Annotated in this window: 17 protein-coding genes and 2 tRNA genes; 12 read left to right on the top strand and 7 right to left on the bottom strand. The window is 70.6% G+C overall.

What is annotated here, in order from left to right; all coding sequences use genetic code 11:
- Positions 1–258 precede the first annotated feature (258 nt).
- Together ACTXG6_RS42775 and ACTXG6_RS42770 are read left to right on the top strand one after the other, a co-directional pair.
- A complete protein-coding gene (locus tag ACTXG6_RS42775) occupies positions 259–732 on the top strand; it encodes a ribose-5-phosphate isomerase (RefSeq protein WP_445185013.1) in 474 nt (157 codons plus the stop codon).
- Between the two features lie 13 nt (positions 733–745).
- Entirely contained in the window at positions 746–1,561 is an 816-nt protein-coding gene (locus ACTXG6_RS42770; RefSeq protein ID WP_445185012.1) for an Fpg/Nei family DNA glycosylase, read from the top strand.
- A gap of 5 nt (positions 1,562–1,566) precedes the next feature.
- Here ACTXG6_RS42770 and ACTXG6_RS42765 read toward each other — a convergent pair whose 3' ends face one another.
- On the bottom strand, positions 1,567–2,406 hold the full coding sequence (locus ACTXG6_RS42765) for a hypothetical protein (protein ID WP_445185011.1): 840 nt from the start codon (positions 2,404–2,406) through the stop codon (positions 1,567–1,569).
- 135 nt (positions 2,407–2,541) lie between these two features.
- Here ACTXG6_RS42765 and ACTXG6_RS42760 point away from each other — a divergent pair, with 135 nt between their 5' ends.
- Positions 2,542–2,802, top strand: a complete 261-nt coding sequence (locus tag ACTXG6_RS42760) for a MarR family winged helix-turn-helix transcriptional regulator (RefSeq protein WP_445185010.1) — start codon at positions 2,542–2,544, stop codon at positions 2,800–2,802.
- On the opposite strand, the gene ACTXG6_RS42755 is transcribed toward ACTXG6_RS42760, so the two are convergent.
- Positions 2,799–3,467, bottom strand: a complete 669-nt coding sequence (locus ACTXG6_RS42755; protein WP_445185009.1) for a TetR/AcrR family transcriptional regulator — start codon at positions 3,465–3,467, stop codon at positions 2,799–2,801. The two genes, ACTXG6_RS42760 and ACTXG6_RS42755, sit on opposite strands and share 4 nt — an antisense overlap.
- Positions 3,468–3,549: 82 nt before the next feature.
- Here ACTXG6_RS42755 and ACTXG6_RS42750 point away from each other — a divergent pair, with 82 nt between their 5' ends.
- From ACTXG6_RS42750 to ACTXG6_RS42740, 3 genes are all read left to right on the top strand, one after another.
- Positions 3,550–4,296 carry a DUF899 domain-containing protein gene (locus ACTXG6_RS42750; RefSeq protein ID WP_445185008.1) on the top strand — a complete coding sequence of 249 codons (747 nt, stop codon included), beginning with the start codon at positions 3,550–3,552 and terminating at the stop codon, positions 4,294–4,296.
- A 210-nt stretch (positions 4,297–4,506) separates the two neighbouring features.
- Positions 4,507–4,740, top strand: coding sequence for a three-helix bundle dimerization domain-containing protein (locus ACTXG6_RS42745; RefSeq protein ID WP_445185007.1), 234 nt, complete (start codon positions 4,507–4,509; stop codon positions 4,738–4,740).
- A gap of 77 nt (positions 4,741–4,817) precedes the next feature.
- A complete protein-coding gene (locus ACTXG6_RS42740) occupies positions 4,818–5,675 on the top strand; it encodes a metallophosphoesterase family protein (RefSeq protein ID WP_445185006.1) in 858 nt (285 codons plus the stop codon).
- A gap of 38 nt (positions 5,676–5,713) precedes the next feature.
- Here the strand turns inward: ACTXG6_RS42740 and ACTXG6_RS42735 are convergent.
- Positions 5,714–5,790, bottom strand: a tRNA-Pro gene (locus ACTXG6_RS42735).
- A gap of 44 nt (positions 5,791–5,834) precedes the next feature.
- A complete protein-coding gene (locus tag ACTXG6_RS42730) occupies positions 5,835–6,365 on the bottom strand; it encodes a carboxymuconolactone decarboxylase family protein (RefSeq protein ID WP_445185005.1) in 531 nt (176 codons plus the stop codon).
- Between the two features lie 59 nt (positions 6,366–6,424).
- Between ACTXG6_RS42730 and ACTXG6_RS42725 the strand changes: the two genes are divergently transcribed.
- Positions 6,425–6,498: transfer RNA gene (locus ACTXG6_RS42725), tRNA-Gly, on the top strand.
- 70 nt (positions 6,499–6,568) lie between these two features.
- Here ACTXG6_RS42725 and ACTXG6_RS42720 read toward each other — a convergent pair.
- Both ACTXG6_RS42720 and ACTXG6_RS42715 read right to left on the bottom strand, forming a co-directional pair.
- The gene (locus ACTXG6_RS42720) at positions 6,569–7,111 is read right to left on the bottom strand and encodes a dihydrofolate reductase family protein (protein ID WP_445185004.1); all 543 of its coding nucleotides are present in this window, start codon (positions 7,109–7,111) and stop codon (positions 6,569–6,571) included.
- A 137-nt stretch (positions 7,112–7,248) separates the two neighbouring features.
- Positions 7,249–7,791 carry an FKBP-type peptidyl-prolyl cis-trans isomerase gene (locus ACTXG6_RS42715; RefSeq protein WP_445185003.1) on the bottom strand — a complete coding sequence of 181 codons (543 nt, stop codon included), beginning with the start codon at positions 7,789–7,791 and terminating at the stop codon, positions 7,249–7,251.
- 153 nt (positions 7,792–7,944) lie between these two features.
- On the opposite strand from ACTXG6_RS42715, the gene fucP reads away from it, so the two are divergent.
- Positions 7,945–9,282, top strand: a complete 1,338-nt coding sequence (gene fucP / locus ACTXG6_RS42710) for an L-fucose:H+ symporter permease (RefSeq protein ID WP_445185002.1) — start codon at positions 7,945–7,947, stop codon at positions 9,280–9,282.
- Complete coding sequence (locus ACTXG6_RS42705) at positions 9,279–10,565, top strand: ABC transporter substrate-binding protein (RefSeq protein WP_445185001.1); 1,287 nt, start codon at positions 9,279–9,281, stop codon at positions 10,563–10,565. Before fucP ends, ACTXG6_RS42705 begins: the two co-directional genes overlap by 4 nt.
- Positions 10,566–10,591: 26 nt before the next feature.
- Here the strand turns inward: ACTXG6_RS42705 and ACTXG6_RS42700 are convergent, their stop codons facing one another.
- Complete coding sequence (locus ACTXG6_RS42700; RefSeq protein WP_445185000.1) at positions 10,592–11,473, bottom strand: PaaX family transcriptional regulator; 882 nt, start codon at positions 11,471–11,473, stop codon at positions 10,592–10,594.
- Between the two features lie 96 nt (positions 11,474–11,569).
- Between ACTXG6_RS42700 and ACTXG6_RS42695 the strand changes: the two genes are divergently transcribed.
- The 3 genes from ACTXG6_RS42695 to ACTXG6_RS42685 are packed head-to-tail and all read left to right on the top strand — an operon-like array spanning position 11,570 to position 14,354.
- On the top strand, positions 11,570–12,490 hold the full coding sequence (locus tag ACTXG6_RS42695) for an SDR family NAD(P)-dependent oxidoreductase (RefSeq protein ID WP_445184999.1): 921 nt from the start codon (positions 11,570–11,572) through the stop codon (positions 12,488–12,490).
- Positions 12,487–12,957 carry a MaoC family dehydratase gene (locus ACTXG6_RS42690; protein ID WP_445184998.1) on the top strand — a complete coding sequence of 157 codons (471 nt, stop codon included), beginning with the start codon at positions 12,487–12,489 and terminating at the stop codon, positions 12,955–12,957. Before ACTXG6_RS42695 ends, ACTXG6_RS42690 begins: the two co-directional genes overlap by 4 nt.
- Positions 12,958–12,992: 35 nt before the next feature.
- Positions 12,993–14,354: an MFS transporter gene (locus tag ACTXG6_RS42685; RefSeq protein WP_445184997.1), complete on the top strand. Its 1,362-nt coding sequence runs from the start codon at positions 12,993–12,995 to the stop codon at positions 14,352–14,354.
- Position 14,355 lies beyond the last annotated feature (1 nt).

Below are 14,355 nucleotides of genomic sequence, written 5' to 3'. Positions count from 1 at the left end.
TGACAGTGAACCGCGAACCTCAACACGTGACGCCGCCTCCGGTCGCGTAGTTGGAATCCCGGCCTGCTGCCGGGAGGACGCCAAGGGTGAAACGTAGGAGGGTGAGGTTCTCCTGTGGTTACGGGCGTGTTACCTGGGCCAGGTCGCTCGACCGGAAGCGCGGGCGGTACGCCCATCTGTGCGCGGCTGACCGCGCAACTGCCGAACTCTGTGCGCCGGTTCACTGCGCCGGGCAGCGGTTTGGCAGGATGTGGTCTTGTGCGCGTCTACCTCGGTTCGGATCATGCCGGCTTTGAGTTGAAGGCCCGGTTGCTGGAGCACTTGGGCGGAGCCGGGTACGAGACCGTCGACGTCGGTGCCGCCACCTACGACCCCGACGACGACTACCCCCCGTACTGCCTGGAGACGGCGCGCCGGACGGTGGCGGACCCGGGCAGCCTCGGCATCGTGCTGGGCGGGTCGGGCAACGGTGAGCAGATCGCGGCGAACAAGGTGCCCGGCTGCCGTGCGGCGCTGGCCTGGAGCACCGAGACCGCGACCCTGGCCCGGCAGCACAACAACGCCCAGGTGGCCGGCATCGGCGCTCGGATGCACACGCCGGAGCAGGCCATCGAGATCGCCGAGGCGTTCCTGAGCACGCCGTTCTCCGAGGGCGATCGGCACAAGCGGCGGATCGCGCTGCTGGCCGACTACGAGGCGACCGGGAAGATCACCGGCCTGCCCACCGGCTGAGCGCGGCCAGCGAATGCCCGAGGGACACACGCTGCACCGGCTGGCCCGGTCGCACCAGAAGATGTTCGGCAAGGCGCCGGTGGAGGTGTCCAGCCCACAGGGGCGCTTCGAGGCGTCCGCGAAGCTGCTGGACGGGCTGCCGCTGGTCCGCGCCGAGGCGCACGGCAAGCACCTGTTCCACCGCTACGGCCGCGACCTGGTGGTGCATGTGCACCTCGGGCTGTACGGCACGTTCAGCGAGGGACCGGTGCCGGCCGAGCCGCCGAGGGGCCAGGTGCGGATGCGGCTGGTCGGCGCCACGCACTTCGCCGACCTGCGCGGGCCGACCGCCTGCGAGCTGCTCACCGACCACGAGGTGGCTGTCGTGCGCGCCCGGCTCGGGGCCGACCCGCTGCGCCGCGACGCCGACCCGGAGAAGTCCTGGGCGCGGCTGTCCCGGTCCCGCGCGCCGCTGGCCGTGCAGTTGATGGATCAGCGCATCTTCGCCGGCGTGGGCAACGTGTACCGGGCGGAGCTGCTGTTCCGGCACGGCCTCGACCCGATGCTGCCGGGCACCGCGCTGGGCCGTGAGCGGTGGGACGAGATGTGGGTCGACCTGGTCGCGCTGATGCGGGATGGGGTGCGCAAGGGCCGGATCGACACGGTCCGCAAGGAGCACACGCCGAGGGCCACCGGCCGGGCGCCCAGGGTGGACCGGCACGGCGGCGAGGTCTACGTGTACCGCCGCCACGGCCAGCCGTGCCTGGTCTGCGGCACACCGGTCCAGCTCACCGAGCTGGCGGGCCGCAACCTGTTCTGGTGTCCGACCTGCCAGCCGGCCGCCGCCTGAGCGGGCTACCAGTCCCCGCCGCCACCGCCGCCCCAGTCGCCGCCGCCCCAGTCGCCGCCGCCTCCGAAGTCGCCACCACCGAAGTCGCCGCCGCCTCCGAAGTCGCCACCACCGAAGTCGCCACCACCGAAGTCGCCGAAGTCAGCAGCCTGGTTCATATCGCCCTGGTTCATGTCGCCGCCGCCGAAGTCGCCCGCGCCCATGGCCTGCGCGTCCTGGAAGCCGTCCGCGTAACCGGACCCGTCCATGCCGTTGAACAGGGCGTCGAACAGCAGGAACGAGCCGACCCCCCAGGCGCCGGCGACCAGCGCGGTCTTCCACCACGGCTCGGAGTACCAGCCCGACGGGACCGGGCGGCCGGACACCATTCCACCGGGGTAGTAGTGCGAGTTGCGGTCCGACGGGTCGGGGGAGGCGCTGTAGCGGTGCCCCTCCACGTCGACGTCCCTGGCCTCGGTGACCTCGCCGGCGCGGCCCTGGCCTGGGAGTGCCGGCAGCTCCGGGCCGGGGTCCAGGCCCATCGCGGTGCGCGCGGCGCGCACGTAGTAGAGCCCCTCGTAGGCGGTGTCGGTCACCTGCCGGGCCTGGGCCACGGTGCGGGCCTGGTCCAGCTGCGAACCGGCGGCGGTGTAGCGCTCGGAGGCGTCCGCCATGGCCTGCTTGGACGCCTCGTCGGTGCCCTGCAGGTTGAGCACTGAACCACCCAGGCGCTCCACCCAGCGGCGGGCCTCGGACTTGGCGTCGTCCAGCTCACGCTGCCGGACCTGCGCGCGCTGCCGGGCCAGGAACGTCCCGCCGGCCACCAGGGCAACGACGAGCAGCAGTACCACGATCGTGCCGGTCACCGGAGCACCTCACTCGGCATTGGGCGGCGGTCGACTGTCACCGCTCTCAGGTCAACGGATCGGGTATCCGGCTGGTTCCCGGGGAACGGGGTCGGTGAGGTCCGGGGCGCGACGCTGACCCATCACCTGAACGGCATGGAGGAGTGCGGTCTCGTCACCCGCCGCCGCGACCCGGAGAACCGACGGGTGCACATCGTCGAGTTGACGGAGTCCGGCGAGGAGCTGTTCGAGAGGCTGCGGTCCGTGGCGGTGGCCTACGACCCCAAGCTGCGCGGTGAGCTGGACAGTGCGGAGCTGGACCGGTTTCGTCGGGTGCTGGACCAGCTCGGGCAGAACGCCAGTGCCGGATCGACGGCGAGCGCTGACTGGGCGCCCTCGGCACGCGACGGCGACTAGTCCTGGCGCGCGATCGGGTTACGGAGCCCGTGTTCGACCATTTCCATCAGTCGCTCTTCGATGTCGTCGGTCACGGCCCGGTCGACGCCGCGCAGCGGGCCGTCGATCAGGAGTACGGCCAGCCCGTGTACGGCGGACCAGGTCACGAACTCGGCGCCCGGTCGCCGGTCGGCGGGCAGTACGCCGACGGACACGAGCTCGTCGAGAGCCCTCCCCAGCAGTTGGAACGGGGGGTTGCCGGTGTTGCCCGCGAGCTGCGGGTTGGTCGAGCCGGCCATGTCGGTAGGTACCGAGAACGCGGTGCGGAACAGGCCTTGCTCGGTCCGGGCGAAGCGGAGGTAGGCGGCGCCGAACGCCCGTAATCGGTCTCGCGCGGCGGTCGCCGCGTCGCCCACCGGCGTCAGCGCGTCCAGCTCGGCCTCCATGGCCCGGGCCAGCTCGGACTGAGCCGCCGCGCAGACCGCCCGCTGCAGCGCCCGGCGGTCGGCGAAGTGCCGGTAGGCGGCGTTGGGAGCGACGCCGACCTGTCGTGTCGCGGCCCGCAGAACGACCGCGTCGGGCCCGCCCTCCCTGGCCAGTTCGATGCCCGCCTCGACCAGTGCGCGCCGTAGATCACCGTGCCGATATGTTTCACGCTTCGGACGGTCGGCGCCGACGGTCGCCATTTATGCTCCTCGTTGTGGACGGCGTCCACAACCTATGGCATAGTGCACACCGTATACAAGTCGATGGCGAGGGGGAAACGCCATGAGCCTTCCTGAGGTGGTGTCCAGGGACGAGTGGTTGACGGCCCGCAAGAAATTCCTGGTCAGGGAGAAAGACCTGACCAGACAGCGTGACCAGCTCAACGCGGACCGGCGGCGGCTGCCCATGGTCAGGGTCGAGCAGGACTACGTCTTCCAGGGGTCGGACGGGAAGGTCGATCTGGTCGACCTGTTCGAGGGACGTCGCCAGCTCATCGTCTACCACTTCATGTTCGCCCCCGAGTGGGATGAAGGCTGCCCGAGCTGCACCGCGACCGCCGACGAGGTCTCCGAGGGGCTGCTCGACCACCTGAACAGCCGCGGCACCACGCTGGCCTTCGTCTCGCGCGCGCCCCAGTCGAAGCTCGAGCGGTTCCAGCGCCGCAAGGGCTGGTCGATGCCGTGGTACTCGTCGTACGGGACCACGTTCAACTACGACTTCCACGTCACGCTCGACGACGCGGTGGCTCCGATCGAGTACAACTACCGGACGCCCGTCGAGCACGAGGTCGCCGGTTCGGCGTACTACCTCATGGGGCGCCAGCCCATCGAGGAGCACGGGCACAGCTGCTTCCTGCGCGACGGCGACACCGTGTTCCACACGTACTCGATGTACGCCAGGGGCTGCGAGACGCTCGGTGGCTCGTACTACTACCTCGACCTCACCGCGCTCGGGCGGCAGGAGGAGTGGGAGGAGCCGAAGGGCCGTGCGGTGGATCCGCGCACCGCGAGCCCCGACTTCTCCGCCTAGAACCCAGGGGGACCTGCTGGCGCGACCGGCCGGAGCGGGGTCCGGCCGGCCGCGCCGTGGTCCGCGACACCGCTTCTCGGTTGCCGGCCGCGAGGCGCGCGGATCTGGCGTGTGACGCTCACCGCAGTGCGCCCACCCCGTTGGTTCATCTTCTGTTCACCTTGACGGCGTCTTATTGGGGAACCGTTTTCCTTAATACCGGGAGGCCCGATGACCACGCGGCTGGAGCGACCGAACATCGAGTTGCCCGAAGAGCGTCAGCTTCAGCAGCAGCTCGCCGAGCTCGAGTCCCGGCTGCTCGCGCAGTATGTGGACCAGGGCGTCAGCGAGAACCGGGTTCGGACCACCCTCGAGCGGGTGCTCGCACGCTTTGCCGGCGCCCGGGTGCGGACCTTCCTGCCGATCCTGGTCGAGCGCGCGGCGCGCCGGGAGCTCACCTCCTGAGCCGCTCCCGGCCGGTGGAATGTGATCGAGCTCGTTACGCGGGCCCTTGGTGTAGCTCAGGGGGCAGAATCGAGGTTGTGTCTACCGGACCCGCGCACACCCTGATCCAGATTTCCGATCTGCACATCGGGCCTCCGTCCGGGACCGTGCGCAATCCGGTGGACACCTTCGACGTCCTGGACCGCGCGCTCGCCGCCGTCGAGCAGGCCGCGCTGAGGCCGACGGCGGTGTTGTTCACCGGTGACCTCGTCGAGAACGGCCTCCCCGAGGAGTATCGGCGGCTGCGTGCCCTGGTTGAGCCCGCGCTCGCCCGGATCGGCAGCCCGGCCGTCTACGTCGCCGGCAACCACGACGACCGGGGCCCCCTGCGGGAGCACCTGCTCGGTGTGGCGCCGGACGCGGGTCCGTTGGACGGAGTCCACTGGTTCGGCGAGCTCCGGATCGTGGTGCTCGACAGCACGGTTCCCGGCTTCGGGTACGGCGAGCTGCGCCCCGGGCAGCTCAGCTGGCTGCGCGGCGAGCTGGCGCAACCGGCGCCGGGCGGCACGGTGCTCGCCGTGCATCACCCGCCGTTGCCCTCGCTGTCCCCGTTCACCGCGGCGATCGAGCTGCAGAACCGTGCGGAGTTGGCCGCCGCGATCGCCGGCAGCGATGTCCGGGTGATCCTCGCCGGGCACACCCACGTGGTCAGTGCGGGGGTGCTGGCCGGGATACCGGTGTGGACCGGCGGCGCGGTCGCCACGACGCTCGACCCGATGGTCCCCGGCGGCGCGCTGCGCGGGCTCGGCAGTCCCAGTGTGAGCCGAATAGACCTGTTCGCCGACGCCGTGATCAGCACAAACGTCCCGTTCGACGTGCCAACGCTGACGAACGTGCCCGGCGCCGTGATGCAGGCCACAGTCGCCGAGCTACGGGCGCAGCTACCCGCACGGTGATCCGCTCCGGCCGATGTGCCGGCCGTAGCGGTACTGACTGGTCGGGGTGGCGGGATTTGAACCCACGGCCCCTCGCTCCCAAAGCGAGTGCGCTACCAAGCTGCGCCACACCCCGTGTACCCCTGGAGCCTAGCGTGTCCCTCCCTGGGGAGTCGCTCGCTATCCGCGCAGCAGCGCTCCGGGGCCGGCGGCGGGGTCCGGATCGATCCGAAGCGTGGTCATCATCCGGGCCAGCATGAGGTAGTGCGCCGCGACCAGGGACAGCTCGACGACCTCGCGCTGGCTGAGCTGGCTGGCGACCGTCTCGTAGAGCGCGTCGTCCACCTCGTCGTTGACCAGGCCGGTGACGAAGTCCAGAACAGCCCGGGGGAGCGGGTCGAGGCGGTCCAGCTCGCCGCTGTCCAGTGCATCGATCTGATCCTGGGTGACGCCGACCGCGAGCGCGATCGGTACGTGCTGGTCCCACTCGTAGCGCGCGGTGAGCTGACCGACGCGCAGGATGGCCAGCTCGCGCAGGGCCGGGTCCAGCGCGAGGTCGTTGAGCAGCGCACCGCCGAAGCGCAGCCACGGACGGAACGCCGTCTCCGCGTGCGCCATCAGGCCGAAGACGTGCAGCGGGGCGAGTTTGCCCAACGTGCCGGCGACGCTCTCGGGGGCGTTGGACGGAGTCAGGTACGGGACGCGAGCCATACCCCGAACGCTACTGTGTGGCGCTGAGCTAAGCTGTCCACGTCGCCGCGAGGCGGTACGCGGGCGTAGCTCAATGGTAGAGTCCCAGTCTTCCAAACTGGCTACGCGGGTTCGATTCCCGTCGCCCGCTCCACATAGTTTGACCAGCGGAAACGGCCACCTCTCCCGATCATGGAAGAGGTGGCCGAACCTGTTTCACATACCTACCTCCGCACGCGGAAGCGGAGCACCGTAACGGGACCCGACTGCCTGTTGCTGAACGGTTCAAGGTCGATCCTGCCGAGCCCGGAGGTCGAGAAACGCACGCCGTCGCCGAGCAGCACTGGCAGGACATACACCAGAACCTCGTCGACGAGACCTCGCTTCAGGCACTGACTGGCCACGTCGGCTCCGAGGATTTCCAGGTTCTTCCCGCGCGCGGCGGCGCGCGCCGTGGCGACGGCCTCCCCGAGATCGCAGGTGAGGAATGTGACCCCTTGCTCCGGCTCGTCCGGCGGCTGGTGCGTCAGGACGAACACCGGCCCCCCGTCGTAGTCGGTGTCCTCGACGGACATCCGCTTGCCGACCTCGTAGGTGCCCCGGCCGACCAGCATGGCGCCGGTGGCCTGCATGACCTCAGGAAATGCGGTCTCCATCCGGTACTCGAGGATCCAGTCCATCGCGTTGTCGGGGCCGGCGATGAAGCCGTCCAGCGACATCGCCCTGTTCACAACGACCTTGCCCAGGCCAGCATCCGTATCGCTCATGCCGGTGCCGACCCGGCGCAAGTCACGAACTCATCGGCGTCGGCGGAAATATCTGTCCCGGCGACGACGAGGGACACGCTGCTCGGCAGGTCGGCACGCGGTCCCGCGTGAGGGTGCGGGACGGCCATGCTTTCACCTCAGGTGGCGCCGACCAGGTCCACCACGAAGACCAGCGTCGAGCCGGCCGGGATCGGGCCGGTGGCCTGGTCACCGTAGCCGAGGGCCGGCGGGATGACGATCACCCGGCGACCACCGGGCTGCATGCCCGCGATCCCTTGGGCGAAACCGGGCACCACTCCGCTGAGCGGGAAGCTCGTCGGCGCGTCACCGCGGGACCACGAACTGTCGAACAGCGTGCCGTCGGTGTAGAGGGTGCCGGTGTAGCGGACATCGACGGTGTTCGCGAGCGTCGCCGCCGCGCCCTTGCCGACCACGATGTCCTGGGTGACCAGCTTGGTGGGCGGTTGGCCGGCGCCGGCCTGGGCTTGGCTCTGCTTGGTGATGTCGGTCGGGTTGCCGGAGAGCGCGGGGACGCCCGGTACGGGGCTGGGGGCCGGGGCCGGGCTGACCGCCGCCGAGGGGGCCGCGGGGGGTGGGGTGGCGGCGGGTGGCGTGCTGGATCCACAGCCGGCGAGAGTGCAGAGAGCAGCGGCGACCGCTACAACGAGGGAACGTCTCATGCGAGTCAGTCGACCATGCCGGCCGGCGGCCCGGTCAGGCGGCCTCAGCTGTGGTTCACGAACCCCATTGCGCCCGACTCGCGGGTGGACGTACGGTCTCAGGTCCCACGAGGCCACATCGGCGTTGTCTTGAGGGCTAGGGACGTGACCGCCATGGCGCAAGCAGTCTCGAACCACGACGCCGAGGAAGCGGGGGCGGCGAGCCAGCGCCTGGTCTATCCCAAGATGGGGCTGCTCTTCGTTGTCGTCATCGGCTGTTTCACGGCGTGGGGAATCGCGGCCGACCTGACCACGCCGATGGTCGCCGGCTTCAAGCACATCTTCGAGATGAGTACGTTCCAGGCCAGCCTGGTCCAGTTGGCCTACTTCGGCGCCTACTTCCTCCTCGCGCTGCCGGCGGCCTTGATCAACGAGCGGTTCGGCTACAAGGCCGGGCTGCTCACCGGTCTCGGCCTGGCCGCCGCCGGGGCGTTCCTGTTCTATCCCGCGGCCAAGATCCTGACCTACGAGGCATTCCTGGTCGCGCTGTTCGCCTTGGCCGCCGGGTGCTCCATCCTGGAGACCTCGGCCAACCCGTACGTGATCTCCATGGGACCGCAGGACACGGCGACCCGGCGGCTGAACCTCGCGCAGGCGTTCAACCCGCTGGGCACCAACATCGGGGTGCTGATCGCCGCGACCCTGATCCTGCCGAAACTGGAGTCCCCGGTGGACCTGACCTCGGCCACGCCGGAGCAGGTCCAGGTCATCCGTGCGGGACAGCTCGGCGCCGTGATGGGTCCCTACCTCGGGCTCGGCCTGCTGCTGCTGGCCATCTGGGTCGTGATTGCCACCCAGAAGGCCCCGAAGATCATCGAGGAGTTTCCCGACGTCGGCGACACCAGCAAGGGTGCGCTGGCCCGGATGCTCTGGAACAACAAGCGGTACCGGTTCGGTGTGGTGGCCCAGTTCTTCAACGTCGCCGCGCAGGTATGCACGTGGACGTTCATCCTGCAGTACGTCCAGCAGGCCATCAACGGCAGTCTGGAGCTCGGCGGCTACCTGTTGCAGGTCAGCCTGATCATTTTCCTGCTGTCCCGGTTCCTGATGACCTGGGTGATCGGAAAGATCCGCGCCACCAAGGTGCTGGCCGTGCTCGCCGTCCTCGCGGTGCTGCTGTGTCTCTACGCCATGGCGGTACCCAACATCACCGGGGTCATCGCGCTGGTCGCGGTCTCGTTCTGTCTGTCGCTGATGTTCCCCACCATCTACGGGGTGGCCCTGCACGGCCTCGGCCCGGCCACCAAGCTCGGCGCCGCCGGACTCGTGATGGCCATCGTCGGCGGCGCGATCATGCCCCTCGTCCAGGGCGCGACGCTGGACGCCACCAGCCCGGCCGTCTCCTTCATCGTTCCGGCCGTCTGCTTCGCGGTGGTCGCGGCGTTCGCGTTCTACGACCTGCGGGCGAAGGCGCAACCCGCGATGGCGACCAGCAAGGTGGGTGCGGCATGAGGCTCCGAGGCCGTCTCGCCGCGCTCGGGCTGGCGGTTGTGTGCGTGTGTGCGTCGGCCGCCTGCGGTGCCGACCGGGGCTCGAGCCAGGAGCCCACCCACAGTCTCGAGGTGGTCTCGTGGTGGACGTCAGGGTCGGAGCAGCAGGCCCTCACCGCGCTTCTCGACGCCTACCGGACGGCACATCCCGGGATGACGGTGACCAACGGCGCCGTCGCGGGGGGCGGCGGCAGCAACGCCCAGGTTGTGCTCGCCCAGCGCCTGCTGTCAGGCAACCCGCCCGATGTGTGGCAGACCTTCCCCGGCGGAGCGCTGCGGGCGTACGTCGATCAGGGCCAGGTCGCCGACGTCAGCGACCTGTACGGCCAGGGCGGGCTGGCGGCGGCCCTGCCGGCGGTTATCCGGGACGGGCTCACCGTCGACGGCAAGCAGTACGGGGTGCCGACCAGCGCCCACCGCGGCAACATGCTGTTCTACAACATCGCCCTGCTGGCCAAGGCCGGCGTGACCGTGCCGGGGGCCAACTACCCGCCCCCGACCTTCCTCGGCGACCTGGCGAAGCTGGACAAGGCCGGCGTGACGCCCCTGTGCCTGGGAGCCAAGGACCCGTTCACCACCACCGCGCTGTTCGAGAACACCCTGCTCAGCGTGGTCGGCGCGGACGGTTGGCGGCGGATAGCCGAGGATCGGTTCGACTGGAACTCCGGCGCGGTGAACGACGCGCTGCATCAGTTCGGGCAGATCCTCGACTACGCAGACCCCCAGGCGGCCGCGTTGACGTGGGACGCGGCCACCAAGAAGCTCGCGGCCGGCGGGTGCGCCTTCGAGACCCTCAACGACTCGGCCTTCGGGGAGCTGGTCAGCGCGGGGGCGGTCGACGGCCAGACCTTCGGCGAGGTGCCCTATCCCGGCACCGACGGGACCTACGTCGCCGTGGTCGACACGTTCGTCCGAGCCCGCCAGTCCCAGAACGGGCGCAACGCGGCCGACTTCCTCGCCGTCCTCGGTGCGCCGGAAACCCAACTCGCCTTCAGTAGAGCCAAGGGCTCGGTGCCGATCCGGACCGACGTCGACGTCTCGTCGCTGACGCCCTACCAGCGTTCGGCAGCGGCCGCGCTGCGCAACGGCACGGTGCTGTGGTCGATCGTGCACGGTGAGGCGATGCGCCCCCAGTTCCAGCAAGGCTTCTACGACGCGGTCGGGACCTACGTCCGCAGCCGCAACGCCAAGGCGTTCCGCACGACGCTCACCGACGCCATGGGGCGCCAGGCCCCGGCCAAGTAGGCAGCCGTGGGCCTGCGCGGGGGCGCTCAGGCGCCCTCGGTCGGCTCCGCTCCCGTCGCGGTGACCGCGTTGCCCGGCGGGAGGGCGATCTCGTCGAGCAACGCCGCCGCGATCCGGGCCGCCGCCGGCTCGTACCGGGCGGCCAGCATGCGGAACACCGTCTCGGCGCGGACAGCGGGCCAGCCGTCCGCGAGATGCTCGGCCGGCAGGTGCGGGTCCTGGCGCACGAGCTGGAGCCAGTCGGTGTGCAGCAGCAGCTGCCGGGCCAGGTCGTCGCGGGCCTCCTCGGCCGGACGGGGCACGTCCCAGCGGCTCAGGAACGCCCGGTAGCGGCCGGCGATCGCAGCCACGTCGAACGCCTTGCCCACCAGGTCAGCCGACTCGGTCGGTTTCATAGCCTGCGCGGTGAGCACCGTGACGGCGTCCGCGAGCCCGAGATCCTCGACGATCCGGACGACGTCGACCGTGCCCGCCGCGATCCACAGGCCGTTCTGCAGCGGCCCGAAGCCGGCCCACACCAGCTGCGAGCGCAGGTCGTGCCGCTCGTTGCGGCGCGAGTCCGGCAGTGAGAAGCCGACGAGCGTCCAGCTGCCGTTCCAGTCCCGGTTGACCGCGCCGGTCTCCCAGATGCGCCGGTGCCCGTCCTCGAGGACGGCCGCCGCGCGCGGGGTGAGCGCGAGGTACACCTTCCGGCCACGCCGGTGCCGGGCGAGGAGCTCGCGCTTGACCATGCGCGTCAGCGTCGAGCGCACGGCCTCCTCGGAGACGCCGATGCGCTCGAAGACCTCGATGACGCTGCCCGAGTACACCGCGGTGGCGCGGCCGAGCGCGTAGATGCCGAGGAAGCCGAGCATGAGCGACTGCGGGCGGGCCGTCGCCACGCCCGGTTCCTCGTCGCGGATGGTCACCCGGCGACGATAGCCCGCGCTCGATGTTGGGCACAAGCTTGACGGTCGTTAGAATTCAGCCTAACGTTCTGCCGCAGTCGAGCGAGGGATACCACGATGGACCTGACAGGACGGGTGGCGGTGGTGACCGGCAGCGGTCGCGGCCTGGGGCTGGCCTACGCCGAGGCGCTGGCCGCCGCGGGGGCGGCGGTCGTGGTCAACGACGTCGACGCCGACACGGCCGAGCGGGCCGTGCGGCGGATCGGCGAGCGCGGCGGCTCGGCCGTCGCCGAGGTTGTCGCGGTGGGGTCAGCAGCGGCCGCCGACCGGCTCGTCGACCGCGCGGTGTCCGCCTTCGGGCGCCTGGACGTGATGGTCACCAACGCGGGCATCCTGCGCGACAGGGTCCTGTGGAAGATGACCGACGAGGACTTCGACGCCGTCATCGAGGTGCACCAGCGGGGGACGTTCACCTGTGCCCGCGCGGCCGCGGTCCAGATGCGCGCCCAGGGCACCGGTGGCCGGCTGATCCTCGCCGCGTCGCCCGCCGGGCAGCGCGGCAACTTCGGCCAGACGAACTACGCGGCGGCCAAGGCCGGGATCGCCGCGATGGCGCGGACCTGGGCACTGGAGCTGGCCAGGTCGGGGATCACGGCGAACGCGATCGTCCCGGTGGCGGCGACGGACATGACCCGCACGATCCCGGCGTTCGCCGCGCACGTCGAGGCCCTGGAGGAACGGGGCGAGCCGCTGCCCGGGTGGCTGCGCCACGACGAGGGATTCGGGACGGCTCAGGATGTCGCCGGGCTGGTGGTCTTCCTGGCCTCGGCCGCGGCGGCCGAGGTGACCGGGCAGGCCATCGGCATCGGCGGCGACAAGCTCGCGTTGTGGGCCCACCCCCACGAGCGCGTTGCGGCGTACGCCGAGGGCGGCTGGACCGCCGACGCCATCGCGGCCGCGTGGCCGACCGGGATCGGCGCGACGCCGGAGCCCTACGGCATCGCGCTGCCGACCGTCCCCGCTGGAGCGGGGTCATGACCCGCTCGGTAACCACCGTCGCCACCGGCATCGAGGAGCTCAAGGCGCTGGCCGGCAGCGACCTCGGCGCCACCGCGTGGCGCGAGATCACCCAGGGCCGCGTCGACACCTTCGCCGACGCGACCGACGACCACCAGTGGATCCACGTCGACGCCGAGCGGGCCCGCACCGGCCCGTTCGGCACGACGATCGTCCACGGCTACCTGACGCTGTCCTTGATCATCCCGCTCTTCGGTGAGCTGCTGGAGATCCGCGGCACCTCGATGAGCGTCAACTACGGGCTGGACAAGGTGCGCTTCCCCAGCCCTGTCCCGGTCGGCGGCCGGATCCGGCTGCGCGGCGCGGTCGACTCCGTCGACGAGGTCGGCGGCAACGGCGTGCAGATGGCCCTGACCTTCCAGATCGAGGTCGAGGGCTCGGCCAAACCGGCCTGTGTCGCGCAGGCGCTGTTCCGGCACTACGCATAACCCCTCGCCCGCGCCCAACGTAGGGATGCCCGACCATGGCGAACCCGGCAGTCACGAACCCGGCAGTCACGAACCCGGCAGTCACCACCCAGTCCACCGTCCAGCTCCGACGCGCGGTCGCCTCCAGCTTCATCGGGAGCGTGATCGAGTACTACGACTTCCTGCTCTACGCCACCGCCGCCGCGGTGGTGTTCGGAAAGGTGTTCTTCGCCGCGCTCGACCCCCTCACCGCCACCGTGGCGAGCTTCGGCACGTTCGCGGCGGGCTATCTCGCCCGGCCGCTCGGCGGGATCCTGTTCGGCCACTTCGGTGACCGCATCGGGCGGAAGAAGATGCTCGTCACGACGATGACCCTGATGGGCGTCGCGAGCTTCCTGATCGGTGCGCTCCCGACCTACGGGCAGATCGGTATCTGGGCGCCGGTCGCCCTCGTCACGCTGCGCGTACTGCAGGGGGTGGCCGTCGGTGGCGAGTGGGGTGGCGCGGTCCTGATGTCGGCCGAGCACGCGACCTCCCGGCGCGGGCTGTGGGCGAGCTTCACCAACGCCGGCGCGCCCTGCGGGATGGTGCTCTCCACCGTGGTGCTCACCGTGACCGCGGCGGCCTCGGGGGAGCGGGCGTTCCTCGCCTGGGGGTGGCGGGTGCCCTTCCTGCTCAGCATCCTGCTGCTCGGGATCGGCCTGTTCATCCGGCTCAAGGTCGAGGAGACGCCGGTCTTCGCGGCGGCCGAGCGGTCCGCGCGCGTCCCGCTGTTCGACGTGCTGCGCAACCACCCGAGGAACCTGCTGCTCGCCGTGGGTGTCGGCCTGGCCGCGTTCGTCGCGCAGGGCACGCTGACCACGTTCCTCATCGCCTACGGGGTGGAGGTCGGCTACAGCCGCCAGACCGTGCTGAGCGGCCTCACGCTGTCCTCGGTGCTCGCCGTGGCCGGCATCATCGGCTACTCCGCGCTGTCGGACCGGCTGGGGCGCCGGCCCGTCCTCCTCGCCGGGGCGGTGGCGATGGCGGCGTTCAGCTTCCTGCTGTTCCCGCTGGTCGACAGCGGGAACGTCGTGCTGCTCGTGGTCACGCTGGTGCTCGGTCAGGCGGTGATCCAGCCGGCGATGTACGGGCCACTCGCCGCACTGTGCACGGAGCTGTTCAGCACCCGCAGCCGATACACCGGCGCATCGCTGGGCTATCAGCTGTCCGGGCTGGGTGCCGGGCTCGCACCCGTACTGTTCGCCTCCATCCTCGCCGGCGGTGGCTCGACGATGACGATCTCACTGATCATCTCCGGGTTCTGCCTGCTGACCGTGGTGTGTGTGGTGCTGCTCGCGGAGACGAGCGGGAACAGCCTCACCGAGACCGCCCCGGCCGACGCCGCGGCAACGGCCACCGCGGCCCGGACCAGGTGAG

It is taken from the genome of Pseudonocardia sp. Cha107L01 (assembly GCF_052566575.1).
The sequence above is the reverse complement of the archived record's forward strand: the minus strand, read 5'-3'. Positions and strand labels throughout refer to the sequence as shown.